Origin of the sequence: Bradyrhizobium sp. A11 (assembly GCF_042077125.1) — a bacterium.
Classification (GTDB): Bacteria; Pseudomonadota; Alphaproteobacteria; order Rhizobiales; family Xanthobacteraceae; genus Bradyrhizobium; species Bradyrhizobium japonicum_B.
The window spans coordinates 4,414,664-4,438,480 of the sequence record NZ_CP149509.1; the positions used below are offsets into that span (position 1 = coordinate 4,414,664).

The 23,817-nt window shown below is 65.8% G+C and carries 26 protein-coding genes; 7 read left to right on the forward strand and 19 right to left on the reverse strand.

Going from position 1 to position 23,817, the window contains the following annotated elements; genetic code table 11:
- Positions 1–287: 287 nt before the first annotated feature.
- Positions 288–812, forward strand: a complete 525-nt coding sequence (locus WI560_RS20720) for a FecR domain-containing protein (RefSeq protein WP_375304650.1) — start codon at positions 288–290, stop codon at positions 810–812.
- A 47-nt stretch (positions 813–859) separates the two neighbouring features.
- On the forward strand, positions 860–2,749 hold the full coding sequence (locus tag WI560_RS20725; protein WP_375308880.1) for a CHASE2 domain-containing protein: 1,890 nt from the start codon (positions 860–862) through the stop codon (positions 2,747–2,749).
- A gap of 2 nt (positions 2,750–2,751) precedes the next feature.
- On the opposite strand, the gene WI560_RS20730 is transcribed toward WI560_RS20725, so the two are convergent.
- The 4 genes from WI560_RS20730 to WI560_RS20745 all read right to left on the reverse strand — a co-directional run bounded on the left by WI560_RS20730 (position 2,752) and on the right by WI560_RS20745 (position 6,291).
- Entirely contained in the window at positions 2,752–4,254 is a 1,503-nt protein-coding gene (locus WI560_RS20730) for a glycosyltransferase family 39 protein (protein WP_375304651.1), read from the reverse strand.
- Positions 4,255–4,260: 6 nt separating this feature from the next.
- Positions 4,261–5,394, reverse strand: a complete 1,134-nt coding sequence (locus WI560_RS20735; protein ID WP_375304652.1) for a glycosyltransferase family 2 protein — start codon at positions 5,392–5,394, stop codon at positions 4,261–4,263.
- A 241-nt stretch (positions 5,395–5,635) separates the two neighbouring features.
- A complete protein-coding gene (locus WI560_RS20740; RefSeq protein WP_257196098.1) occupies positions 5,636–5,839 on the reverse strand; it encodes a hypothetical protein in 204 nt (67 codons plus the stop codon).
- Between the two features lie 71 nt (positions 5,840–5,910).
- Positions 5,911–6,291, reverse strand: a complete 381-nt coding sequence (locus WI560_RS20745) for a hypothetical protein (protein WP_375304653.1) — start codon at positions 6,289–6,291, stop codon at positions 5,911–5,913.
- A 117-nt stretch (positions 6,292–6,408) separates the two neighbouring features.
- Between WI560_RS20745 and WI560_RS20750 the strand changes: the two genes are divergently transcribed.
- Positions 6,409–7,230 (forward strand): DUF72 domain-containing protein, encoded by an 822-nt coding sequence (locus tag WI560_RS20750; RefSeq protein WP_375304654.1) that lies wholly within the window; start codon positions 6,409–6,411, stop codon positions 7,228–7,230.
- 7 nt (positions 7,231–7,237) lie between these two features.
- Positions 7,238–7,699, forward strand: coding sequence for a DUF488 family protein (locus tag WI560_RS20755; protein WP_375159699.1), 462 nt, complete (start codon positions 7,238–7,240; stop codon positions 7,697–7,699).
- 117 nt (positions 7,700–7,816) lie between these two features.
- Here the strand turns inward: WI560_RS20755 and WI560_RS20760 are convergent, their stop codons facing one another.
- The 6 genes from WI560_RS20760 to WI560_RS20785 all read right to left on the reverse strand — a co-directional run bounded on the left by WI560_RS20760 (position 7,817) and on the right by WI560_RS20785 (position 13,870).
- A complete protein-coding gene (locus WI560_RS20760) occupies positions 7,817–8,731 on the reverse strand; it encodes a PhzF family phenazine biosynthesis protein (RefSeq protein WP_375304655.1) in 915 nt (304 codons plus the stop codon).
- A gap of 144 nt (positions 8,732–8,875) precedes the next feature.
- Entirely contained in the window at positions 8,876–10,183 is a 1,308-nt protein-coding gene (locus WI560_RS20765) for an adenylate/guanylate cyclase domain-containing protein (RefSeq protein WP_375304656.1), read from the reverse strand.
- Between the two features lie 129 nt (positions 10,184–10,312).
- Positions 10,313–11,476 carry an ABC transporter permease gene (locus tag WI560_RS20770; protein WP_375304657.1) on the reverse strand — a complete coding sequence of 388 codons (1,164 nt, stop codon included), beginning with the start codon at positions 11,474–11,476 and terminating at the stop codon, positions 10,313–10,315.
- The gene (locus WI560_RS20775) at positions 11,473–12,402 is read right to left on the reverse strand and encodes an ABC transporter ATP-binding protein (RefSeq protein WP_375304658.1); all 930 of its coding nucleotides are present in this window, start codon (positions 12,400–12,402) and stop codon (positions 11,473–11,475) included. Before WI560_RS20775 ends, WI560_RS20770 begins: the two co-directional genes overlap by 4 nt.
- Complete coding sequence (locus WI560_RS20780; protein ID WP_257196106.1) at positions 12,399–13,187, reverse strand: HlyD family secretion protein; 789 nt, start codon at positions 13,185–13,187, stop codon at positions 12,399–12,401. Before WI560_RS20780 ends, WI560_RS20775 begins: the two co-directional genes overlap by 4 nt.
- Positions 13,184–13,870 carry a TetR/AcrR family transcriptional regulator gene (locus tag WI560_RS20785; protein WP_375304659.1) on the reverse strand — a complete coding sequence of 229 codons (687 nt, stop codon included), beginning with the start codon at positions 13,868–13,870 and terminating at the stop codon, positions 13,184–13,186. Before WI560_RS20785 ends, WI560_RS20780 begins: the two co-directional genes overlap by 4 nt.
- 114 nt (positions 13,871–13,984) lie before the next feature.
- Between WI560_RS20785 and WI560_RS20790 the strand changes: the two genes are divergently transcribed.
- From WI560_RS20790 to WI560_RS20800, 3 genes are read left to right on the forward strand one after another with little or no spacing between them, the layout of a single operon-like run.
- On the forward strand, positions 13,985–14,320 hold the full coding sequence (locus WI560_RS20790) for a helix-turn-helix transcriptional regulator (protein WP_011088398.1): 336 nt from the start codon (positions 13,985–13,987) through the stop codon (positions 14,318–14,320).
- Positions 14,317–14,781, forward strand: a complete 465-nt coding sequence (locus WI560_RS20795; RefSeq protein ID WP_375304660.1) for an SRPBCC domain-containing protein — start codon at positions 14,317–14,319, stop codon at positions 14,779–14,781. Before WI560_RS20790 ends, WI560_RS20795 begins: the two co-directional genes overlap by 4 nt.
- A 12-nt stretch (positions 14,782–14,793) precedes the next feature.
- Positions 14,794–15,207, forward strand: coding sequence for a GFA family protein (locus tag WI560_RS20800; RefSeq protein ID WP_375304661.1), 414 nt, complete (start codon positions 14,794–14,796; stop codon positions 15,205–15,207).
- Between the two features lie 29 nt (positions 15,208–15,236).
- Here the strand turns inward: WI560_RS20800 and WI560_RS20805 are convergent, their stop codons facing one another.
- From WI560_RS20805 to WI560_RS20845, 9 genes are all read right to left on the reverse strand, one after another.
- Complete coding sequence (locus tag WI560_RS20805; RefSeq protein ID WP_375304662.1) at positions 15,237–16,517, reverse strand: alpha-glucosidase/alpha-galactosidase; 1,281 nt, start codon at positions 16,515–16,517, stop codon at positions 15,237–15,239.
- A gap of 17 nt (positions 16,518–16,534) precedes the next feature.
- Positions 16,535–17,560 carry an alcohol dehydrogenase AdhP gene (adhP, locus tag WI560_RS20810; RefSeq protein ID WP_375304663.1) on the reverse strand — a complete coding sequence of 342 codons (1,026 nt, stop codon included), beginning with the start codon at positions 17,558–17,560 and terminating at the stop codon, positions 16,535–16,537.
- A gap of 139 nt (positions 17,561–17,699) precedes the next feature.
- On the reverse strand, positions 17,700–18,110 hold the full coding sequence (locus tag WI560_RS20815) for a DUF2000 family protein (RefSeq protein ID WP_375304664.1): 411 nt from the start codon (positions 18,108–18,110) through the stop codon (positions 17,700–17,702).
- 138 nt (positions 18,111–18,248) lie between these two features.
- Entirely contained in the window at positions 18,249–18,638 is a 390-nt protein-coding gene (locus WI560_RS20820; RefSeq protein ID WP_375159689.1) for a DUF4189 domain-containing protein, read from the reverse strand.
- 212 nt (positions 18,639–18,850) lie between these two features.
- Positions 18,851–20,455, reverse strand: coding sequence for an NTP transferase domain-containing protein (locus WI560_RS20825; protein ID WP_375304665.1), 1,605 nt, complete (start codon positions 20,453–20,455; stop codon positions 18,851–18,853).
- Positions 20,452–21,153, reverse strand: coding sequence for an XdhC family protein (locus WI560_RS20830; protein ID WP_375304666.1), 702 nt, complete (start codon positions 21,151–21,153; stop codon positions 20,452–20,454). The genes WI560_RS20825 and WI560_RS20830 overlap by 4 nt, the downstream gene beginning before the upstream one ends.
- 2 nt (positions 21,154–21,155) lie before the next feature.
- Positions 21,156–21,479 (reverse strand): XdhC family protein, encoded by a 324-nt coding sequence (locus WI560_RS20835; protein WP_007602422.1) that lies wholly within the window; start codon positions 21,477–21,479, stop codon positions 21,156–21,158.
- 10 nt (positions 21,480–21,489) lie between these two features.
- Complete coding sequence (locus tag WI560_RS20840) at positions 21,490–22,692, reverse strand: VWA domain-containing protein (RefSeq protein ID WP_257175369.1); 1,203 nt, start codon at positions 22,690–22,692, stop codon at positions 21,490–21,492.
- Positions 22,693–22,838: 146 nt separating this feature from the next.
- A complete protein-coding gene (locus WI560_RS20845) occupies positions 22,839–23,777 on the reverse strand; it encodes a MoxR family ATPase (protein ID WP_257175370.1) in 939 nt (312 codons plus the stop codon).
- Between the last annotated feature and the right edge of the window lie 40 nt (positions 23,778–23,817).

The window sequence follows — 23,817 nt, forward strand, 5'->3', positions numbered from 1 at the left end:
CGGATGATGACGGGGAAAGCATTTGCGCGAGGCCGGCGTGCATGCGCCTCTCCGCGCGCTCTTGCCTGACTCGCTTGGCGTCCGCGGTGGGCCGCCCACGCCATCACGCTTCGTACAGCGCGACGTGGCACCGGTCTTCCCTGACCGAAAGTTGATCGGGCCGGACTGGAAAATGCCGCAGCGGGGAAATAGCTGGCAGAGCGGCACTTTTCAGCAGCCTCTGCGTGGGATACGGTACCGTATCAACGTCGCCTTGAACTGTGCCAAGCACGCAAACGGAGGCTGGCATGAGAGGGTTCGCGCGCGCCGGATTTTTCGCCCTGGCGTGGTCGTTTCTGTTGATTGGTTCTGCAATCGCACAGCCTGCCGCCAATGCGGGCTGCACGGCAACGCCATCCACCGCAGGCACACAAGTCTGGCGCTGCGGCAGCGGCATCACCATCGTCGCAGAAAACGGCGCCCGATTTGAACTAAAGGACGCCAACCGCGACGGATATATAGACTCCGTCGAATTGAGCAGCAAAGCGCTGCTGGTCGAGGTGCCCAGGAAGCCCCGGGGCAATGCCTTCAAGGTGCTGACGCCGCAGGCGATCGCCGCGGTGCGCGGCACCAGATGGGCCGTCGATGTCGCCGAGGCCAGGACCTCCGTCTTCGTCGCTGACGGCCGTGTCGGCGTCAACCGCAGGCCCCGGGGGCGCGGCGTCGTTCTGGGCCCCGGCGAAGGCGTCGACGTGGAAGCGACCGGCCCGTTGACCGTCAAGACCTGGGGCCAGCCGCGCGTCGACGCGCTGATGGCAAGGCTCGGCCAGTAGGACTTATCGGCCGACGGGACTCAGAACAAGGAAGATTGCAGTTCACAGTGACTAGACGCGTTCAGATCCTGGTGGCACTCGTCCTCACCGCGCTGTGGGGTGCGGGCATCTATGCCGCGCACGCCTACGGGCATCTGCGCTTTCTCGACCGCCTCGAAGCCACGTTGACCGATTGGCGGACCCAGGTTCGCGGCGTGCAGCGGCCGCCCGATCTCGTCACCATCGTTGCGATCGACGATACCGTGGTGAAGCGCGGCGGCAGCTATCCGTTGCCGCGCGCCGACCTCGCTCGCGTCGTCGACACCATCGTGCAGTTCAAGCCGAAGGTGGTCGCGATCGATCTCCTGCTGGTCGACCGCAGCGCCGCGATCGGCGACGCCACGCTGGCCAACACGCTTGCCACCGGCCCCATGGTGCTTGCCGCCGCGGCGATCTTCCCCTCCGACAGCGAAACCGTGACGCCCAGCAGTGAAGACGGACCCCTCGCCGTGCTGCCGCAGGCCGAGCGCTTCCTGCAGCCCCTGCCCGCATTCGCCGATCACGCCGAGGTCGGTGTGGTCAATGTCGCGACAGGACAATCCGGCTCGCCGCTCTCGGTGCCGATGCTGTTCCGGACGCGCGACAAGGTCGAGCTGTCATTCCCCTTGCGCGTGGCCGCCCGTGCGCTCGACGAGCCCCTGACGGTCGCGCCGGACCATCTGAGATTGGGTGACCGCGTGGTGCCGACCGACAGCGACTTCGCGCTGCCGATCACCTATTACGGCCCGCGTCGCACGATTCGCACCGTCAGCGCGCAGAGCGTCTTCGACGGCACGCTCGACCGCGCGGCGATCGAGAACCGGATCGTCGTGATCGGCGCCTCGGTGGCCGGCGGCGGCGACTTCTTCCCGACGCCGTTCGACTCCCTGATGCCCGGCGTCGAGGTGATCTCGACGGCGATCACGCATCTTGTCGCCGGCGACGGCATCGTGCGCGACCGCAGGGTCCGCATCGCTGAAGCGCTCACTGCGATCCTGCTGCCGATGCTGCTGGTCGGCCTGCTCGCCTGGCGCCGCAGCGCGCTCGGCATCGCGGCAGCCGCCGCTTTGATGATCGCCTGGGCCGGGCTCAATGCGTTCGCGTTCACGCATGGCGTCTGGCTGAATGCGGCAACCACGCTTGCCGCGGCAGTGCCGCCGGTTGCGGTCTTTGCCGGTGTGCAGCTGTGGGCCGGAGGCCGCCGCACGCAATATCTCGCCGCCAAGAGCAGGTCGCTTGCCCGGTTGCAGTCGCCTGCAGTGCAGGAATGGCTGGCGCGCGACCCGAACTTCCTGTCAAAACCCGTCCGGCAAAACGCAGCCGTGGTCTTCATCGATCTCTCCGGTTTCACCGGTCTGAGCGAGCGGATTGATCCGGACGAAGTCAGGAATCTTCTGAAGGCGTTTCACGCGCTGATCGACAGGATTGCGGTCGATTGCGGCGGCACGATCACGGGTTTTCTCGGCGACGGCGCCATGATCCTGTTCGGACTTCCGGGTGCGATGCCCGATGATTCGGCGCGCGCGCTGAAATGCGCGATCGACCTGCATCGCAGCGTCGAACGCTGGATCGCCTCGCTGCCATCGGCCATCGGCAATCGGCTTGGCTTCAAGATCGGCGCGCATTTCGGCGAGATCGTCGCCTCGCGCCTCGGCGAAAGCCACCAGCACATCACCGCAACCGGCGACACCGTCAATGTCGCGAGCCGGCTGATGGAGGTGGCCGCCCGGAACGGTGCGCGGCTCGCGCTGAGCGATACGCTGCTGGATGCGGCCGACTTCCACGGCGCTCCCGACGGCGTTCTATCGGGCCCCCTGCTCGCGCAGGTCCGCGGCCGTTCAGCCGTCGTGACGGTGTGGTTCTGGCGCGATCAGAGCGGCCCGGGCCAGGCTGCGGCCAGGGCCGAGATGATCGACTGAACTTATCGCGCTTCCGGCGGCGGCGAGCGGTCGAGCACGTCGCCCTTGGCGCCCTCCAGCAGGTCGATGCTGTAGGTCTCGACCACGAGCGGCCCGCGCTTGCGCTGCAATTGCGCAACCTGCGTGACCTTCGCAAAGCGGTCGTTGAGGAATGGGTGGCCGCCGGAGCGCAGCTCGTCGACATAGAGCAGCTTGCCGGCGAGCAGCTTTGGATCGGGCTCGGCCATGTTGACCCAGCGGATGCGCTGGGTCTGCTGCAGCACGCAAGTGCCACGCGGCAAATAGAAGGCGAGCCAGCCCGTGGTGCCGTAGTCCTGCGCGAGCACGCAGCTCGCGCCGTGGCGCGCGCGCACCGCTTCGATTTCCGAGGCGAGCTCGCGCCAGCCGACACCGACGCTGCGCACGGTGGCGTCGCGCCGATAGCCCGAAAGCCAGCCGGTATTGGCCTGAACGATCAAGGCTGCGAACATCACGATGCCGACGGGCGCGGCCCAGCGCAGGCAGAAATCCGCCAGGCGCCGTGCACGCGGCTTCCACTGCACGAGGTTGGCGGCGGCCGCGGCAGCGATGACAAAGGGCGGATAGACCGGCGCGAACCAGTTGGCCTCGACCCGGGCATGCAGCGAATGCCAGACGAAATAGGCGACGATGGTCCAGAACATCGCCTCGATCAGCACGCGCGAGGCCAGCGCGCCGGCGCGCTGCCAGGTCAGCGCGTGCAGGCCCATCGCGCCGAGGATGAAGACCAGCGGGGTCGCGAACGCGATCTGGGTCGGGATCAGCTCGGCGATGAAGACCGGGCGGAAGTCCTCGATCCTGGCACGGCCGAGCTGCTTTGCGAACGAGACCCATTGATGGTCCGCATTCCAGAGGATCACCGGCGCGAACAACGCCAGCGCAACGAGGCCACCGAGATAGGGCCAGGGCGAGAGAAACCAGCGCCGCAGCTTCGGCACGAAAGCGAGCCAGATCAGGATGCCAGCGCCAAAGAACATCGCGGTATATTTCGACAGCAGCGCCGCGCCGACGGCCGCGCCGACCGCGAGCCACCAGATGCCGCGGCCGGTCTCCAGCACCTTGGCGAGGAAGAACAGCACGAAGCTGGATGCGACCAGCAGCGGCGCATCCGGCGTCACGATCAGCGTCCCGACGGAGGCCAGCAGCGTCACGTTGAGCAGGATGGCACTGGTCGCCGCAACGCGCACCCCGCCGAACAGGATCACCGCGGAGCGGTAGACCGCATAGCTCATCGGCAGCGCCAGCAGGATCGAGACGAGGCGGACGCCGAGCTCGGTATCGCCGGCGATCATGGTGCCGGCCCGGATCACGTAGGCGACCATTGGCGGGTGGTCGTAATAGCCCCCGGCCAGGTTCTTCGACCACATCCAGTAATAGGCTTCGTCGAAGGTGATCGGCGTGAACGCGGCCGCGACGAGCCGTAAGCCGACCAGCGCGAGAATCAGCAGCGCGCCGTTGCGGACGATCCGCGCGTCAGCCCCGCCCATATCGCGCTATTTCTTGCGCCAGACGAACAGTCCGGACATCGCGTAATTCCACACCACGCCCATCAGCGCCCCGGCCATGCCGGCCAGCCACCAGATCGGCTCCTGGTCGTACACCGAGAAGGCGACGCCGACATTGGCGAGCAGACCGACGCTGCAGACGATATAGAAGGCGATCAGGCCGCGCAGCAGCGCAAATCCCTTCAGCCGCTGGTCGCGATAGGTGAGGAAATTGTTGAGGATGAAATTGCTGGTCATGGCGACGACGGCGCCCGCGGCCTGCGCCTCCGCGAACGGCGCGTTGAACAGGCGAAGCGCGATGAACAGCGTGGCGAGATGCACCACGAGGCCGATGCCGCCGACCATCGCGAACAGGATGAAGCGCAGCGAGACGACGTCGTTGGTCAGCTTGGCGAAGACGAGGCCGAGGAAGTCGAGCGCGACCATGGAATCGAGCTTGCTCTCGCCGTGCTGGCGGGCGCCGAAAGTGTAGGGAATCTCGATTGCCCGCAAGCTGCCGTGCGCGGTCGCCACGATGTCGAGCAGGATCTTGAAACCGTGCACGGACAGTTTTGGCGCGAGCTGCTCGAAGCGGTCGCGGCGGATCATGAAGAAGCCGCTCATGGGGTCGGCGATCTCGACCCGCAACATCTTCCTTGCGACCTCGGTCGCCAGCGCGCTGGCGCCGGCGCGCTGCTTGTTGAAGCCTTCGCTCTTGTAGCCCTCGATGTAGCGGCTGCCGACCACGAGGTCGGCCTGGTCGCTCGCGAGCAAGAGCAGCATCTTCGGCAGCTGCGTCTCATCGTGCTGGAGGTCGGCATCGATCACGGCCACGAAGGGAGCGCTCGAAGCCAGGATGCCCTCGATGCAGGCGCCCGACAGGCCGCGGCGGCCGATGCGGCGGATACAGCGCACGCGGCTGTCCTGCTGCGCCAGCGCGCGCACGACGTCCCAGGTGCCGTCGGGCGAATTGTCGTCGACGAACACGACCTCCCAGGCGACGTTGGCAAGCGTCGCCTCCAGGCGCCGGTACAGCACCGTGACGTTGTCACGCTCGTTGAAGGTCGGGACAATGACCGACAGTTCCGGGCCCTCGTGAGCCTGCTGCGGAATGTCGGAGGCCGGTCTGATCGCTTCGTTCATGACGGCAGCGTATATCTGCCGCATCCTGCGCTGCCAAGCCGGGAGGTCTGTGGGAAAGGCCCCAAAAAGGGGCCTAAAATGCCAACGACCCCGGAACGGCGAGCCGCGCGTACATCCGGCGCAAGCCCAAGCTATTCCAAGGTCGTTCCAGCGCCGGAGTTTTCGCTCAACAGCGCCGTTACAGACAAGATAGGAACGACAAGGCCGCTCCGCAAGGGGCCGGAAACTGGAATTTTGCGCCTTATTGGTTCGGCACTTCCCGGATGATCGGGCCGCGCGGAGCGGGCGCGGCGGGAGCTGCGGGTGCCGCGATCGGGGCCGGCTCGGCTTTCGCCGGTTTGGGCGGCTTGCCGTACTGGCCGATCGGTCCGAACACGACGGCGACCGCAAGCACGATAGCGGCAACGATCGCGCCCAAAATGCCCCCCAACGATTCAGACGCCATGGACACCCATCCCTGTTCCAGATGCGGCCTGTGATATCACGGATGCGTGCGGAGCCGGAAGGGCCACGGCCCTACTTCGCCGGTGGCCTGTGCTTGACGAAGGCCGTCACGATGTCCTTCTGCGCGGATTCCACCGCCCTGTTCGCGGTCGCGAGATGGGCGCCGGCATCGATGTCAGGATATTGCGTGGTGAGATAGTCGAGCAGCGCCACCCGGTAATATTGCCGCTCCGACCGACAGGCGCCCGCGACCGAGCGGCCAAAATCCTGCTCCGTCATGCCTTGATTGCTGTCGCGCGAGTATTCCCGCGCCAGGCAATGCCAGTAAGCGTCGCGGCCCTGCTGGGCGAGTTTCTGCGCGCCCTTGGCATCATCGTCATCCGCCATGACCGGGGACATCATGGCGGCAGATGTCATCATGATGAGCGCCGCTCCCAGCATTGGCATCCGCATCTTGTTCTCCTTGTTCGCAGATCGCACTGTCGAGCTTAGACCGGCGGCGAGAACTGGCCAATCACATCTCGTTTGACTAGGATGACGTCTTCCCTCCCCGTCGGTGCGAGATCCTCCGTGGCCAAAGCAAAAACCGCGTCAAAAAAATCCGGCAACATCTTCATCGGCATCGGCGGCTGGACCTTCGAGCCGTGGCGCGGCGTGTTCTATCCGGAGAAGCTGGCGCAGGCGAAGGAGCTGTCTTATGCCGCCTCGAAGCTGACCTCGATCGAGATCAACGGCACCTATTACGGCTCGCAGAAGCCGGAGAGCTTTCGCAAATGGGCGAGCGAGGTGCCCGAGGGTTTCGTGTTCTCGGTGAAGGGTCCGCGCTTTGCCACCAATCGCCGCGTGCTGGCGGAAGCGGGCGATTCCATCAAGCGGTTCTACGATTCCGGCGTGCTGGAACTCGGCGACCATCTCGGGCCGGTGCTGTGGCAGTTCGCGCCGACCAAGAAATTCGACGGCGCCGATTTCGGCAAGTTCCTGGAGCTGCTGCCGCGCAAGCTCGAGGGGCGCGCGCTGCGCCACGTCGTCGAGGTTCGCCACGACAGTTTCTGCACGCCGGATTTCGTGGCGCTGATCCGCGAGTTCGAGACGCCCGTCGTGTTCGCCGAGCACGGCAAATATCCCGCCATCGCCGACGTTGCTGGCGATTTCGTCTATGCCCGGCTTCAGAAAGGCGATGACGAGATCAAGACCTGCTACCCGCCGAAGCAGCTCGATGCCTGGGCCGAACGCTTGCAAGCCTGGGCGTCGGGCGGCGAACCGGACGACCTGCCGAAAGTCGACAAAGCCAAGCCGAAGAAGGAACCGCGCGACGTGTTCGCCTACGTCATCCACGAGGGCAAGGTGCGCGCACCGGCCGGCGCCATGGAATTGATCGCGCGGGTGAGCTGAGGGATCCATGGCAAAGGCGAAAAAGCTGTTCACCATCGGCTATGAGCAGACGCCGCCCAAGGCGGTGCTGGACGAGCTGGAAGAGGCCGGCGTCAAGCTTGTGGTCGACGTGCGCGCGGTGACGTCGTCGCGCCGTCCGGGCTTTTCCAAGAAGCAGCTTGCGGCGGGGCTGGACGAACGCGGCATCGCCTATGTCCACCTCGCCGCGCTCGGCACGCCCAGGGAAGGCCGCCTCGCCGCCCGCAGCGGACAGTACGACGTGCTCGAGAAGATCTTCTCAAAGCACCTGAAGGCGCCCGAAGCCAGGGAAGCGATGGACGAGCTCTCAGCGCTGGTGAAGAAGGCGGGCCCGGTCTGCCTGCTATGCTACGAGCGCGACCATACCCATTGCCACCGCCAGATGATCGCGGAGATCATCGAGGAACGCGATGGGGTGACGGTGAAGAATCTGGCGGGACGGCAGGTGTAACCACACCCGTCATTCCGGGGCGCGCGCAGCGCGAGCCCGGAATCCATTTCTCCACCCGCTCTGCCGCCCGATGGATTCCGGGCTCAGCGCTTCGCGCTGCCCCCGAATGACGACGACCTACCCCTCCCCCGTGAGCCTGAACGTTCCTTCCATCATCTGCACGGATTGTCCGCCGACATGGGCGGAGACGATCTTGCCGCCCTGCTTGCGCACGCGCGTCAGCAGCAGGCTCGGCCGGCCCATGTCGAAACCCTGGCCGACGGTGAGCTTGAGCTCGCCGTCGCGCACGGGATCGAGATCGGCGAACAGCGCGGCGGCGGCGACGGTCGCGCTGCCGGTGGCGGGGTCTTCGACGAGGCCGCTGGCGCCGCGCATGAACATCCGCGCCTGACGATCGCAGGGCGCCTCCGCCGCGGGCACGTCGCGCGTATAGAACCAGACCGAGCGGGCCCCATCGCGCGGCAACAGCTTGCCGTAGGCTGCCGCATCGGACCGCGCGCGCTTCAGCGCCTCGCGCGAATGCAGCTCCATCACCAGAAACGCGTTTCCGACGGTGACGATCTGGGGCTCGTGATTGTCTGTCTTGATGTCGTCCGCGCCGAGCGAGATGCAGCTCGCGGCCTCGGCAGCCGACAGCCGTGAAAGCCGCTCCAGCGGCTGCGGCGCGGTCAGCTCGGTTCTGGTCACCCGGCCCTGCTCTCTCACGACGTCGACGGGCACGAGCCCGGCCTTCTCCTCGAACAGCAGGCGCGGCTTCGGCTCCTTCGCCATCGAGGCGAGCACGAAGGCGGTGCCGACATTGGGATGGCCCGCAAAGGCAATCTCCTGCACCGGCGTGAAGATGCGCACCTGCGCATCATTGGCCTTGTCGCGCGGCGGCAGCACGAAGGTGGTCTCGGAATAGTTGAACTCAGTGGCAATCGCCTGCATCTGCGCCGTCGTCAGCCCGCCGGCATCGAGCACCACGGCAAGCTGGTTGCCGCCGAAGGCGCGGTCGGTGAACACGTCGACGGTGATGTAGCGGCGCTGCATCGTGCACTTCCCCATGCAAGTCGCGGCCAATAACCGGCCGCATCGCCGGCAGTCTACAAGCCGGCGATATCGCTCGTCATGCCCCAAAATTCGGTGCAATCGGAGCAATCGCAACGATGCGTCGGACGTCAGTCAGAAGCAGCGCTAGCCCAGCTGAAACACCGGCACCTTCTGCGCGTAGCCGCGCACCTCGACCTCGCCGAGCGCGACGGCATCGCTGCCGGCCTCGCCCACCGCCTCGCGCACGGTCGCGGAGATCAACAGCTGCGAGCCGAACTCCTTGTTGAGCGCCTCCAGCCGCGAGGCGAAGTTCACGGTGTCGCCGATGACTGTATACTCCTTGCGGCGGGGCGAGCCGATATTGCCGGCGACGACCTCGCCGAAATGAATGCCGATGCCGATGCGCAGCGGCCAGCTGGTCTGCGCGTTGATGAGAGCCATCGCTTGCAGCATCTCGCGGCCGGCGGCAACCGCCCGCTGCGCGGCGTCGGAGGCCTCCAGCGGTGCGCCGAACAAAGCGAGGAAGCCGTCGCCGAGGAACTTGTTCACGATGCCACCGTGACGGTCGAGGATGTCGACCAGCACCGCAAAGGCGCCGTCCAGCCGGTCGACCACCTCCTGCGGGCTGCGCGATTGCGCGCCGGCGGTGAAGCCGCGGAAATCGACGAACATCACCGCAACGCGGCGGACGTCGCCGCCCCCGCCGGTGCCCGCCGCCATCAGCCTCTCCACCACCTGCGGAGAGACGTGCTGGCCGAACAGGTTCGTCACCCGGTCGCGCGCGGTCGCCGCCGCAATGCTGGCGGCGAACTGGCGGCGCAGCTGGGCGCCGACGGCGCCCGCCAGCACGCCGCAGATCAGGATGACGATGCTGCGCACGGCGTGGAAATAGATCAGCGGTTCGCCGGTCTCGTCGGCCGCGTTGTAGAGCAGCGCGACGGAGAAAAGCCCGGCCGCGGCGACGAAACCCGTGAACGCCGAGAGCCAGAAGTCGAGCCGCAGGGTCGAGAGGATGACGAAGATGAAGTACATCAGCGGCACGGCGAAGCCGATCGCCTGGCTTGCGCCCATGGTCCTGGTCTGCAGGACCAGGATCACCGTGGGCAGCGAGGTCTCGATCAGCGTGCCGATATAACGCCTGACCACCGGCAGGTCGCGATCGAGCCGGAGGTTCTTCCTGATCTGGGTATGAACCCAAACCTCGAACAGGATGAAGCCGGCCAGCAGACCGTAGACCTCGAAGATGCCTTTCGTTCCACGCCAGACCCGGTTCACCACGCCGGGGTCGATCAGATAGATCGCGGTGAGCAGCAGCAGCATGACGCAGCCCGTCGCGATCAGCGCCCGCACCCGCAGCAGCTCGGTGCGCAGCACCTCCCGCGTCAGCTCGCGCTCGAAATCCTCCGATAGCACGGCGTGGTGCCGTGTCCTCCTGCTTGCAAACCTGACCATTCCACCCCCTTGTCATTCCGGCGCGCGGCGAAGCCCCGAACCCGGAATCTCGAGATTCTCAGGTGCGCAATTGCGTACCATAGTTCGATGCCAGCGCATCGCCCCGGAATGACGTCGAGACAGTCTGCCTCAATCCAGCGTGCGGCGGAAGCGCGTCACGGCGATGGTCATGGCGAGCAGCATCAAGGCCGCCAGCGCCAGCGTGTCGAAATGCAGATTCTGCATGGTCGCGCCCTTCAGCATGATGGCGCGGACGATGCGCAGATAATGGGTGAGCGGCAGGCATTCGCCGAGATATCGCGCCCAGGCCGGCATGCCCGCGAACGGGAACATGAAGCCGGACAGCAATATGCTCGGCAGAAAGAACATGAACGACATCTGTATCGCCTGCAGCTGATTCTGCGCGATGGTGGAGAACGTATAGCCAATCGCGAGATTTGCGGCGATGAAGAGGGTCGAGAGTGCCGCCAGCAGGAGTAGATTGCCGAGCACCGGCACACCGAACAGGAACACTCCGATATTGACGATCAGGAAGGCTTGAATGAAGCCGACCAGGATGTAGGGAATGATCTTGCCGAGCATGACCTCGACCGGCTTGATCGGCATCGACAGCAGGCTTTCCATGGTGCCGCGTTCAATCTCGCGCGTCACCGACAGCGCCGTGAAGATCAGCATGGTCATGGTAAGGATGGTGCCGACCAGTCCCGGCACGATGTTGAGCCGCGATTCCGCAGCCGGATTGTAGCGTGCATGCGCCCGGATCTCGAACGGCAGCGCCGGCGCATCGCCGATATGGAGATCGTGCCGGAGAGCGGTCTGCACGAGCATCCCGAGCGAGCCGAGTGCGGAGCTTGCGGCGACCGGGTCGGTGGCGTCGGCGGCGACCAGCAGCGCCGGCTTGTCGCCGCGCCGCACCGCTCGTTCGAAGCCGCGCGGGATTTCGACGCCGAACAGCACCTTGCCGGACTTCAGCAAATTGTCGAAATCGTCCACGTCGTGCACTTCGTAGACGAAACGGAAATAGGCGGTATTCTCCAGCGCTTTCAGGACCGAGCGGGCGAGATCGGATTCCTCCTGAATGAGCACCGCGCTCGGCAGGTGGTGCGGCGTGGTGTTGATGGCATAGCCGAACAACAGAAGCTGCATCACCGGGATCGCCACGATCATCGCGAACGAGACGCGATCCCGCCGAAGCTGAATGAACTCCTTCGCCATCATGGCATAGGTGCGGCGCCAGAAGCCGAAGCGGTCGCGGATGTCCGGTTCGGGCCCGGTTGCCTGGACGGTGCTCATTGGAAATTGTCCCTTGAGCGGTTCATCAGTTCGATGAAGACATCTTCCAGCGATGGATGCGATTTCTGCCAGTGCAGGCCACTCTTCTCGCGCCACGGCGCGACGCTGGCCTCGAGCGCAGTAACGTCGCGGCCGGACACGTGCAGCGAGGTGCCGAACGGCGCCACCATGTCCACCCCGGGCTTGCCCTCGAGCTCGGCCGCGAGGCCACCGAGCTCGCCGGTGACGGTGTAGGTCGTCAGCGCGGACTTCGCGATCACCTCGTCCACGGTCCCGCGCGCCAGCAGGTGGCCGTAGGCGATGTAGGCGATCTCATGGCAGCGCTCGGCCTCGTCCATGTAATGGGTCGAGACCAGCACGGTGAGGCCCTCGGCAGCGAGTGCATGGATCTCGTTCCAGAAATCGCGCCGCGCCTTGGGGTCAACGCCGGCGGTGGGCTCGTCGAGCAGCAATAATTGTGGATTGGGCAGCGTGCAGGCTCCGAGCGCCAGCCGCTGTTTCCAGCCGCCGGAGAGCTCGCCCGCAAGCTGCCCCTCGCGCCCCGAGAGCCCGAGCCGCTTGACCATGTTGCGTGCGGCGCCGCACGGGTCAGCCAGGCCATAGAGCCGCGCGACGAATTCCAGGTTCTCGCGCACCGAGAGATCCTGGTACAGGCTGAAGCGCTGGGTCATGTAGCCGACCTGGCGCTTGATCTTCTCGGAATCGCGGCGGATATCGTAGCCGAGGCAGGTGCCCTCGCCGCTGTCGGGCGTGAGCAGCCCGCAGAGGATGCGGATGGTCGTGGTCTTGCCCGAGCCGTTCGGCCCGAGGAATCCGTAGATCGAGCCGCGCCTCACCTGCATCGACAGATCGTGCACGACCTCGCGGCCGCCAAACGATTTGCTCAGGCCCTTGACGTCGATCGCGATGCCGTTGCCACCGTTCATCGCTTGTCCGCCACCGGAGTCCTGGGGTTGAGATAGACGTCGATCGGCTGGCCGACCCGCAGCGCGTCGGGGCGCGAGGGCCGCGCCTGGATCAGATAGACCAGCTTGCTGCGCTCATCGAGGCTGTAGATGACAGGCGGGGTGTATTCGGCCGAGGTCGCGATGAAATAGATCTTTGCGGTGAGATCGGCCGCGCAATTGTCGCAGGAGACGCGCACCGTATCGCCGATCGCAAGCTTCGGCAGCGCCGTCTCCGGCACGAAGAAGCGCAGCTTCATGTTGCCGGGCGGCATGATCGACAGCACCGGCCGCTGCGCCGCCACCATCTCCCCCTCGCGGAAATAGATCTGCTGGATGGTGCCGGCAACGGGCGCAAAGCCCTTGCGCCGCGCCATCCGCGTTTCCGACGTCGCCACCCGCGCTTCCGCGACACGCAATGCGGACACGGCGGAGTCGAGATTGGCCTGCGTGCCCGACCCGGTCTTGCTCAGCGAGGCCGCGCGATCATAGGTCTGCTGCGCGTTCGCCAGCGTCGCCTTTTGCTGGTTGAGATCGGCGCGCTGGAGATCGTCGTCGACGGAATAGAGGGCGTCGCCGACCTTGACCTCGTCGCCCTCGCGGACATCGAGCTTGGTCACCCGCCCCGCTTCGTCCGGACTGACGAAGATCATGTCGGCCTCGACCCAACCCTGGAAGCCGGGATCGCGCTTCTCGTTGCACCCGGCGAGCGCGGTTGCGAGCACAATAGCCAATGCAATACTGAAAAGTGCGTGCGACGACCTCATGTCGTCCTCCGTTCGCCAAAGATCAAATCGAGATGGACGCGCAGCATGTCCTGCGCGTCCAGCGGCGCATGCCGCGCAAACAGGCTCTGCCAGATCACCGCGATCATCGCCGGCGCGACCAGGATCTGCGGATAGCGCGCGAGATCCTGCTGGCGGATCTCGCCGCGGGCGATGCCGAGCTCGATCAGCCCGCGCATGGCGGCGATGCCGCGCGAGACGACCTCGCGGTAGTAGAAGTCGGCGACCGCCGGAAAGCGCGGCCCCTCCGCCACGATCAGCCGCACCAGATCGCCGCGCCTGGTGCCGATGACCTCTTTCAGAAAGTTGCCGGCAAAGGCCTCGATGAGATCGCGCACCGAGCCCGTCGGCGGCGGCAGCGCAGTCAGCCGCTCCACGACCGGCACGATCACGACGCGCACCAGCTCCTCGAACATCGATTCCTTGTCCTTGAAGTGCAGATAGATCGTGCCCTTGGCGACACCGGCGCGCTTGGCGATGTCGTCGAGCCGCGTCGCGGCAAAGCCGCGGGCGATGAATTCCTCCATCGCCGCCTCGACGATCGCGGCGCGCCGCTCGGCCGCGCGCGTGGCGCGGTTCGAGGCGGGCAGCTCTCCGCGGGTCGCGGACGGGTGGTCTCCACCTGCAGGAGACGGTTTGGCGGACTTGGGCGACTTCTTCATCATGCGATGATTTATGACTGACTAGTCAGTCATGGTCAGCTAAGCCAGGAGCTGCTCGAAGCCAGGGATCAATGAATTAGTATTGACTAATGAATTAGTGCATACTAATTTAATCCCATGATCGAAGCTGCCCCAAACCCCGTCACCACCGTGATGCGTGCCCTCGCCGATCCGACGCGGCGGGCCGTGTTCGAGCGCGTGTTCGAGAGCAAGGAGATCAGCGTCGCCGAGTTGACGCGGGGCAGCGGCGTGACCCAGGGCGCGATCTCGCAGCACCTGAAGTCGTTGAAGCAGGCGGGTCTCGTCGCCGAGCGGGCCGAGGGCCGCAACGTCTATTACCGCGCCGCGCCGCAGGGGCTCGAGCCCCTGGTCACCTGGATGGACCATTACGGCGTGTTCTGGCGCGAGCGTTTCCAGAACCTGCGTGACCTCTTGAAGGAGATCGACCCGTGAGTGCAGTTGCTTCCAAAGTCCAGACTCAAGACATCGTCATCGACGAGGTCTTCCCGCACGCCGCCGCGACGATCTGGAAGGCGCTGACCAGCGCCCAGTTGATTGCGCGCTGGCTGATGCCGCCGACAGGTTTCGAGGCCGTCGTGGGCAACACCTTCACCTTCAAGACCAATCCGGCCGGTGCGTGGGACGGCACGATCGATTGCCGCGTTCTGGAGGTCGTGCCGAACCAGCGCCTGGCCTACGCCTGGAAGGGCGGCGACGAGAGCAATACCGGTTACGGCTCGGCGCTCGACACCGTCGTCACCTGGTCGCTCACACCGGTCGAGGCAGGCACGCGCGTGCGTGTGGTGCATTCGGGCTTCGTGACGCCGAAAAACGATACCGCTTATCGCAACATGAGCGACGGCTGGGTCAAGGTACTGCAGCGGCTCGACGCCATCTCCGGCGAAGACAAGTAAGGACGCATCATCATGGACAAGCCCTACACCGGCGGCTGCGCCTGCGGCGCGATCCGCTATTCGATTCCGGGTGAGCCCCTGTTCAGCAATCATTGTCAGTGCCGGGACTGTCAGCGGGAAAGCGGCAGCGGCCATGGCTCCTACGCGACGTTCGCGCGGGCCGGCGTCACGCTCACCGGCGAAGCCAGGCATTGGGACATGGTCGCCGACAACGGCAATGTGAAGACGCGCGGCTTCTGCCCACGATGCGGCGTGGCCGTCCATATGACCTTCGCGGCACAGCCCGATGTCTTCACGATCCGCGCCGGAAGCCTCGACGAGCCCGCCCGCTACAAGCCGCAGGTGGTCACTTTCGCCGCGCGCGGTCACGGCTGGGATTGTCTTGACTCCGACCTGGCGAAATTTGCCGGCATGCCGCCGGCGTGAGATTGGGCGCGCCGAGACTGGTCGGCGGCTCAAATGCACGTCCGGATATAAGGCCGGTTGATCTCCCACAGCTCATCAAGCAGGCCCCGCGCCGCCTCCTCGGATTGGATGACGGGGTCAAGCAGCAACGCCTGCAGCGCCATCTCCTTCGAGGCATGCATCGCCGCTTCCACAGCCATCTGCTGAACCTGAACCTGGACCGTCATCAGCTTGGCTACGGCGTCGGGCAACGGCCCGAGCGAGACCGGGTGGATGCCTGCGATATCTGCCACCACCGGCACCTCGACCGCGGCATCGGCCGGCAGATTAGGGATCACCTGTCGATTGTGGACGACGGCGGATTCGATGAGTTGCTTCCGGTTATGAACGATGCCGGCGATGATGCTGATGGCGCGCTCCCCCGACGGCACGGACCACCAGTCCGGCGCGCCGGCACGACCGGCAAGCACGTCGTCGATCAGCCGTGTCAGTTTCTCGCGTTCGCTCTCGTCCCAGTCGTAATTGTAGCCACCCTCGCCAGCCTCCCAACCGAACGAGAGATACTCGCCAACGTGACCATCCCCGCATCCGAGCCAGTAGCCGAAGGCATGCAACAACTTCCGCGTCAGCGGTGAGAAGGTGGGATCGAAATCCCTCTCCCTCTCGCGCAAAAGCGGATAGAGATCCTCACCCGTCTCGCGATCCCGAATTTCGGTCAGGCACTGGAAATGATTGAGGCCTGCACCCCACACATCCACCTGGTCTTTTCGCATCCCCAAAATTCGGGCGACATTCTCGCGGGCAAGGAATATTCCGTGGCAGAGGCCGACGCTGCGAATCCTGCTGTACCGCCCGAGCGCCAGGATGATGCGGCTCTCCGGATTGGAAAAGTTGATGAAGGTCGCGCGCGGGCAGCGGCGCTCCATCTCACGCACGAAGTCGAACACCACCGGCAAGGTGCGCAGCGTAAAAAACAGACCGCCGGGCCCTCCGTTCTCGCCCAGCGTATGACGGACGCCAAACTTGCGCGGAACCTCGAAGTCCAGCCGCCACAGCCGATTCCGATCAATTGCGGTGGAATGCACGATGAACTCGGCGCCGTCGAGCGCCGCGCGCCAATCCGTCGTCGCCTCGATTGAAAGACCGGCGCCGGATTTCTCGTTCAGCAGTTTCGCAAGCCGTGTCGACCGACCGAGCCGGTCGAGGTTTCGTCCGACCAGCACCAATGTCGAGCCGGACAGATCGCGGGCCGAGAACAGGTCCCGGAACATGCTCATCCCGAAGGATGCGCTGCTGGCGCCGAGAAAGACGATCTTCGTTGGCCGGGTCACGCTCTGCTCGCCGCGCGTTAGCCGAAGTCGAGCACCATGCGGCCGTCGATCTTGCCGGCCTTCATCCGCTCGAAGACGTCGTTGATCTGCGCAAGCGGCACCTTGGTCACCTCGGCCTTGACCTTGCCGTCCACTGCGAATGCGACGGCTTCGTCGAGGTCGCGCCGCGTGCCGACGATCGAGCCGCGCACCGTGATGCGCTTGAGCACGACGTCGAAGATCGGCGTCGGGAATTCGCCCGGCGGCAGACCGACGAGACTGACGGTGCCCTTGCGGCGCACCATCTTCAGCGCCTGGCCGAAGGCGGCGGTCGAGACCGCCGTCACCAGCACGCCGTGCGCCCCGCCGCCGGTCGCCGTCAGCACCTTGTCCACCGCGCCGTCCGCGAGCGCATTGACCGCGAGATCGGCGCCGGTCTCGCGCGCCAGCGCGAGCTTGTCCTCGGCGATGTCGATGGCGGCGACCTTGAGCCCCATTGCCTTGGCGTACTGGATCGCGACATGGCCGAGCCCGCCGACGCCTGAGATCACCACCCACTCGCCGGGCCTGGCCTCCGTTTCCTTCAGGCCCTTGTAAGTGGTGACGCCGGCGCACAGGATCGGCGCGATGGCGGCGAAATCGACACTCGCCGGCAGCTTTGCCGCAAAGGCAGCCGAGGCGACGACATATTCGGCGAAGCCGCCGTTGACGCTGTAGCCGGTGTTGTGCTGGTGCTCGCACAGGGTCTCCCAGCCGGTCTCGCAATATTCGCAGGCCATGCAGGCATCGTGCAGCCAGGCGACGCCGACGGCGTCCCCCACTTTCAGATTTTTCACGCCGGCCCCGAGCGCGGCGACGATGCCGGCAGCCTCGTGGCCGGGAATGAAGGGCGGAACCGGCTTCACGGGCCAGTCCCCGGAGGCCGCATGCAGATCGGTGTGACAGACGCCGCAGGCCTTGACCTTGACCAGAACCTCGCCGGGACCGGGCTGCGGCACCGGCACGTCCTCGATCACCAATGGCTTGCCGAATTGCTTGACGATTGCGGCTTTCATGGTCGGCATCTGCGGCTCCTCTGCAGGTTGTGATGCAGACTAGCAATGCCGCTCCGCGCCCCTTTTGACGGGGGTCAAACAGCGCAAACTTTGCGCAAGGCAGCCCCGATCATGACACCACGATGACGCTGCGCGGAATCTCGACCTGTCAGCTATGGAACTTGAGGCCGTCGAGGATCTTGTCGACCACCTTGCGATCGGCCCGCATGGCGATGCCGACGAGATTGAGATCGTTGCGCGCCACCGCCCTTACCGCCTCGCGATTGGCGGCATCGTGCGTAGTGCTGAACATGTCCTCGGTATACACCGCCGCCTTGACGTTGCGCGCGAGCGCACGCTCCAGCGCGCGCGACAATGCGGGCCCGTCGGCGCCGTAGATCAGGATCGGCTGGCCGATCAGCGCATGATATTGCGTGCCCGAGGCGTCCTCATAGGCTTCGCCGATGCATTCGGGAAAGGCGGCGGCGATGCCGCTGGTGAGGAAGGAGGCGACGTTGAGCTTCTGCCAGACCTGAAGATCGGTGCGGATCACCACGGCGATCTTGGTATCGAACTGCATGCAATTCCTCGATTGTCATTCCGGACGCGCCACCTGGCGCGAGCGGAATCCATTCGTCCACCTACTCCGTAGCACGATGGATTCCGGGCTCGATGCTACGCATCGCCTCGGAATGACGGCAAGATAAATCAACCCTCATCACCCCTTGGCGTCGCAGGCCCAGGCGCGGATCACGCATTCCTTGCCGCCGTATTTGTAGCATTCGCGCGTGGCGGCGTTGAGCGAGGCGGAAATCTTCGGCTTGACGGCGTAGCCGTAGGCGCCGCAGGGGTTGGCGAGGTCGATCGACATGGCCGCGCAGGCGTGCTTCATCGTCACGGTGGTGCAATCGCCCTTGCACTGCTTCTGCGCCGCGGCGCGCGCCTCGTGCTCGTGACCGTAATCGAAGGCCTGGCCATAGGCGCCGCATTTGCCGACCGCAAACGCACCGGCGGCGCGGGCTTCACTGATATAGCGGGCGCCCGTGACGGCAACCGACAAGACAAAGCAAAACATCGCGCAACGGCGCGCGACGACGTTCGAAGCCATGGAAATCCCCTCCCCCCAAGGCAGGTGGAGGCGACTTTAAGCCCGGGTCGTTTCCACTTGGTGAACGGGTGGTTGAAATCGGCAGGCCTGGAAAGTGCCGTAGGGTGGGCAAAGCGCAGCGTGCCCACGAATTGTCGATCCGCAACGACGAGATGGTGGGCACGGCGCTGCGCGCCTTTGCCCACCTACGACACCATCGATTACGGCACCCTTCATCCGCGCCGGGCCGCTTCCAGCGCCTGTGGCGTGTCGATGTCGAGGAAGGCGCTCTCGCCCTCGACGGGCACTTCGGCGACCGCCTCGGCATGCTTGGCGATCAGATGGCGCGCGCCGACGTCGCCGTCGAGCGTCATCAGCTCTTTGAAGAAGCGGCGCGACCACAGCACGGGATTGCCGCGGCGGCCTTCGCTGACGGGCACGACGATGAGATTGCCGCGGTCGGGCGCGAAACTGTCGATGAGACGGTCGATCAGGCCGGAATCGATCAGCGGCATGTCGCCGAGACACACCACGGCGCCGTCGCAGGCCTCCGGCACGGCGGCGATGCCGGCCTTGACTGAGCTCGCGATGCCGCCGGCGAATTCCGCATTGCGGACGAACCGCACCTTCAAGCCCTGCAGGGCCTGCTCGACCAGCTCGGCCTGATGGCCGGTGACGACGATCACCTCGGAGGCTTTCGAGGCCAGCGCCTGCTCGGTCGCGAGGCGCACCAGCTTCTTGCCATCGAGTTCGGCGAGCAGCTTGTTGGGTCCGCCCATGCGCGTGGAGCGGCCCGCCGCAAGCACGATCGCCGCGACCTGGCTATTGCCCTCGATCTCGGGTTTTGCGCGCGGCTGCGGGCGCGTGACGATCTCCATCAGCAGGCCGCCGACGCCCATGCCCATCAGCTCGGCGCGCGTCACCTTGATGCCGGCGAGGAGCCGCATCAAGACCCAGTCGAACCCGTTCTCGACCGGCGAGCGCGCACAGCCCGGCGCGCCCAGCACCGGCACGCCGCCGGCGCGCGCGATCAGCAGGAGATTGCCGGGATCGACCGGCATGCCGAAATGCTCGATCGCGCCGCCGATCGCGGTGACGGCCGCGGGGATGACGTCGCGGCGATCGGCGATCGCGGACGCCCCGAACACGATGACGAGCTCGGCCCCGAGCCCGAGCAATTCCTTGATCGCCGCCGACAGCTCGCGTTCCTCGTGCGGGACTCGGCGCTCGGCGATGATGCTGGCACCCGCGGGCGCGAGCCGCTCGGCGGTGACCCGCAGCGTCTTGTCGATCACCTTGGAGGACAGGCCCGGCAGCAGGGTCGAAACCACGCCGACGCGCTGGATCACGTAAGGCGCGATCTTCAGCACGTCCTTGCCCGCCGCCTTCACCGCGGCATCGCGCAGGCTTCCGGCGACGCCGAACGGGATGATCTTGACGGTGCCGACCATCTCGCCCTCGACCACCGGCTTGTAGGCGGAGAGCGTCGCAAAGGTGATGGCCTCGTCGATATTGTTGATGCGGTCGACTGCGGCGCGGTCGATCACCAGCACGCCCGGACGCGCGGCGAACAGGTTGGCGCGGCCGGTGAAGGCGCGCTCGACATGAATGCCCTCGCCGCCGACGGCGAGCGCGATGCTGGCGGCCGCGACGTCCTCGGAGACGTCGCCCGCCTCCATGCGCACCACGACGATGTCCTTGATGCCGGCGCGCTCCAGCGCCTCGACCTCGGCGGGGCCGATCGTCGTGCCCTTCTTCAGCACCAGCGGGCCCTGGCGCAGGGTATGGACGGTTACTCCGCCGATCGCATCCCTGGGGCTCGCCGGGCCGAACTTCATGCCGCTTCTTCTTTTTCTTTCGGAGGCAGCCGAAGCACTGCCGTGATCTCCGCCATGATCGCGACCGCGATCTCGGACGGAGAGACCGCCCCGATCGCAAGCCCGATCGGCGCGTGGATACGCGCGATGTCGCTTTCCTTCGCGCCCTGCGCCCGCAGCCGGTCGGCCCGCTTGGCGTGCGTCTTCCGCGAGCCGAGCGCACCGATATAGAAGCAGCCGCGCTCGAAGGCATGCAGCAGCGCGGGATCGTCGATCTTGGGATCGTGCGTCACCGCGACGAAAGCGGTATAGGCATCGACATTGAGCGGCGGCAGCGCGGTATCAGGCCATTCGGCCACCAGCGGAATATCGGGGAAGCGCTCGGGGCTGGCAAAGGCCGTGCGCGGATCCACCACCGTGACGTCGTAGCCGAGCGAGCGCGCCAGCGGCGCCAGGGCCTGGCTGATGTGCACCGCGCCGACGATGACGAGCTTTGCAGTCGGCGCGTAGACGTTGAGGAACAGCTTCTTGCCGCCGGCTTCGACGCTGGCGCTCTTGCCCATGCGAAGCTGCTTCTCCAGCTCGCTGCGCAGCGGATCCTTGGCAAAATCCTTCGCCGTCACCAGGCGCTGCTCGCCGCTTTCGGTGTCCGTCACCAGGATCGCCGGCCGGCGCGCGGCCCGCTCGGCATTGAGTTCGTGCAGGATCTCGAGCTTCACGGCTAGCCGACCTTCTCGACGAAGACGCGGATGGTTCCGCCGCAGGACAACCCGACATTCCAGGCGGTCTCGTCGGCGACGCCGAACTCCAGCATCCTGGGCTTGCCGCTCTGGATCACATCCATGGCCTCGGTGACCACGGCGCCCTCGACGCAGCCGCCTGAGACCGAGCCCAGGAACGTGCCCTCGTCGTTGATGACGAGGCTCGAGCCCGCCGGGCGCGGCGCCGAGCCCCAGGTCTCGACGACCGTCGCCAGCGCGACGCCACGGCCGGCCTTCTGCCAGTCCTCCGCCGCCTTCAGGATATCCTCGTCGCGATCGAGCATGGGTGGCCTCTCAAGCTGCGGAGCGGATCAGGCTGCGGTGATGCGGCGGCAGCGGCCGGGAGAGCGTCGTGATCAACTCCTGGATCGAACTCAAATTATGTACCGGGCGGAATTCGTCAACGTGCGGGAGCATCATTTTGATGCCCTGCGCCTTGGCCTCGAAGCCGCCGAACCGGAGCAGCGGGTTGAGCCAGATCAGCCGCCGGCAGGAGCGGTGCAGCCGGTCCATCTCGAAGGCCAGCTTGGAATCGGCCTCCCGCTCCAGCCCGTCGGAGATCAACAGCACGATGGCGCCCTGGCTCAGCACGCGGCGCGCCCACAATTTGTTGAAGTTGTGCAGCGAGGCCGAGATCCGGGTGCCGCCGGCCCAGTCCTCGACCGAAGCCGAGCAGCTCGCCAGCGCCTCGTCGGGATCGCGCTGACGCAGCGCGCGGCTGACATTGGTGAGACGGGTGCCGAACAGGAACACCGAAACGCGCTTGCGGGCATCGGTGATGGCGTGCAGGAAATGCAGGAACAGGCGAGTGTACTCGCTCATCGAGCCCGAAATATCGAGCAGCGCCACGATCGGGGCCGGCTTCTCGATCCGTCCCAGGCGATGGATGTCGATGATGTCGCCGCCGGTGCGCAAGGATGCGCGCAGCGTGCGGCGGAGGTCGAGGCGAAGCCCGCGCGGGTCGGACCGGTGTCGGCGCGTCAAAAGCTGGGCCTGCGGCAGGTGCATGCGATCGATGGCGCGCAGCGCCTCGGCGATCTCCGCCGCGCTCATTTGCGCAAAATCCTTCTTCTGAAGGATTTCCTTGTCGGAGACCGACAGGCGCAGATCCTGCTCCTGGTGCTGCGGCGTCTCCGTCATGCGCGGCTGCGACATCGCCTCCTGCACGCGGCGCGAGCCGGCCTTCGGCTTCTTCTTGGCCTCGTCCGGCAACGGCACCGAATCCAGCATGTGCTTCCACTCCTCGGAGGCGCGGAAGAACAGGTTGAAGGCCTGGCTGAAGATCAGCGCATGTTCGTGGCGCTTGACGAAGATCGACTCCAGCGTGGTGAAGACGTCGGCGCGGTTGCCGATCTCGATCACCTGCAGCGCGCTCATGGCGTCGATGACGGCGCCCGGCCCCACCGGCATGCCTGCCGCGCGCAGCGCGCGGGCGAAGCCGACGATGTTGTCGGCGAACTGCTCGGTTTGCTCCGGGGCAAGGTGGTTGATGGCCATGGATCCACACTCTCAGCCGTCATTCCGGGGCGCGCCCTCTTGGGCGCGAGCCCGGAATCCATTTACCCGCAATCCCTGCGGCCCGATGCATTCCGGGCTCGCGCCTTCGTCGCGCCCCGGAATGACGAGCTCAATCTAACGCGGGGCTAATTCTCGCTTGTCGCTTCCTTCAGCACCTTCTGCAAGGCATCTCCCTGCATCCGGGTGATGTCGTCCTGATATTTGAGCAGCGCGCCCAGCGTGTCGCCGACCACCTGGGGCGTGAGCGAACGCGCATCGAGCTCGGACAAAGCGGTGGCCCAGTCGATGGTCTCGGCAACGCCCGGCGATTTGTAGAAGTCCTGGTTGCGCAGCGCCTGCACGAAGCGCACGACCTGCTGCGACAGCTTGGCGGAGATGCCGGGCACGCGCGACTTGACGATCGCGAGCTCGCGCTCGGCGGCGGGATAATCGACCCAGTGATAGAGGCAGCGCCGCTTCAGCGCGTCGTGGATCTCGCGGGTGCGGTTAGAGGTGATGATGACGATCGGCGGGTGCGGCGCCTTCACGGTGCCGAACTCGGGGATCGTCACCTGGAAGTCGCTGAGGATTTCGAGCAGGTAAGCCTCGAACGCCTCGTCGGCGCGGTCGAGCTCGTCGATCAGCAGCACCGGCGGTCCCGCGACGTCTGGCTCCAGTGCCTGGAGCAGCGGCCGCTTGATCATGTAGCGGTCGGCGAAGATGTCACTCGATAGCTGGTCGCGATCGGTGTCGCCGGCGGCTTCCGCCATCCGGATCGCGATCATCTGCGCCGCGCTGTTCCACTCGTAGACCGCCGAGGAGACGTCGAGGCCTTCGTAGCATTGCAGTCGGATCAGCTTCCGCCCCAGGGCCGCCGAGAGCACCTTGGCGATTTCGGTCTTGCCGACGCCGGCTTCGCCTTCCAGGAACAGCGGCCGCCCCATCCGCAGCGACAGGTACGTCACCGTCGCCAGCGATCGCTCGGCGAGATAGCCGCGCGAGGTCAGGAGTTCGAGCATCGCATCGACCGATGCCGGCATTCCAACTGAAGTACTGGCACCGGAAGTATTGGCCACTGAAGTCATGAAACGCCAGTCTCGGTTACGCCCTCATGGGGGCAGGCAT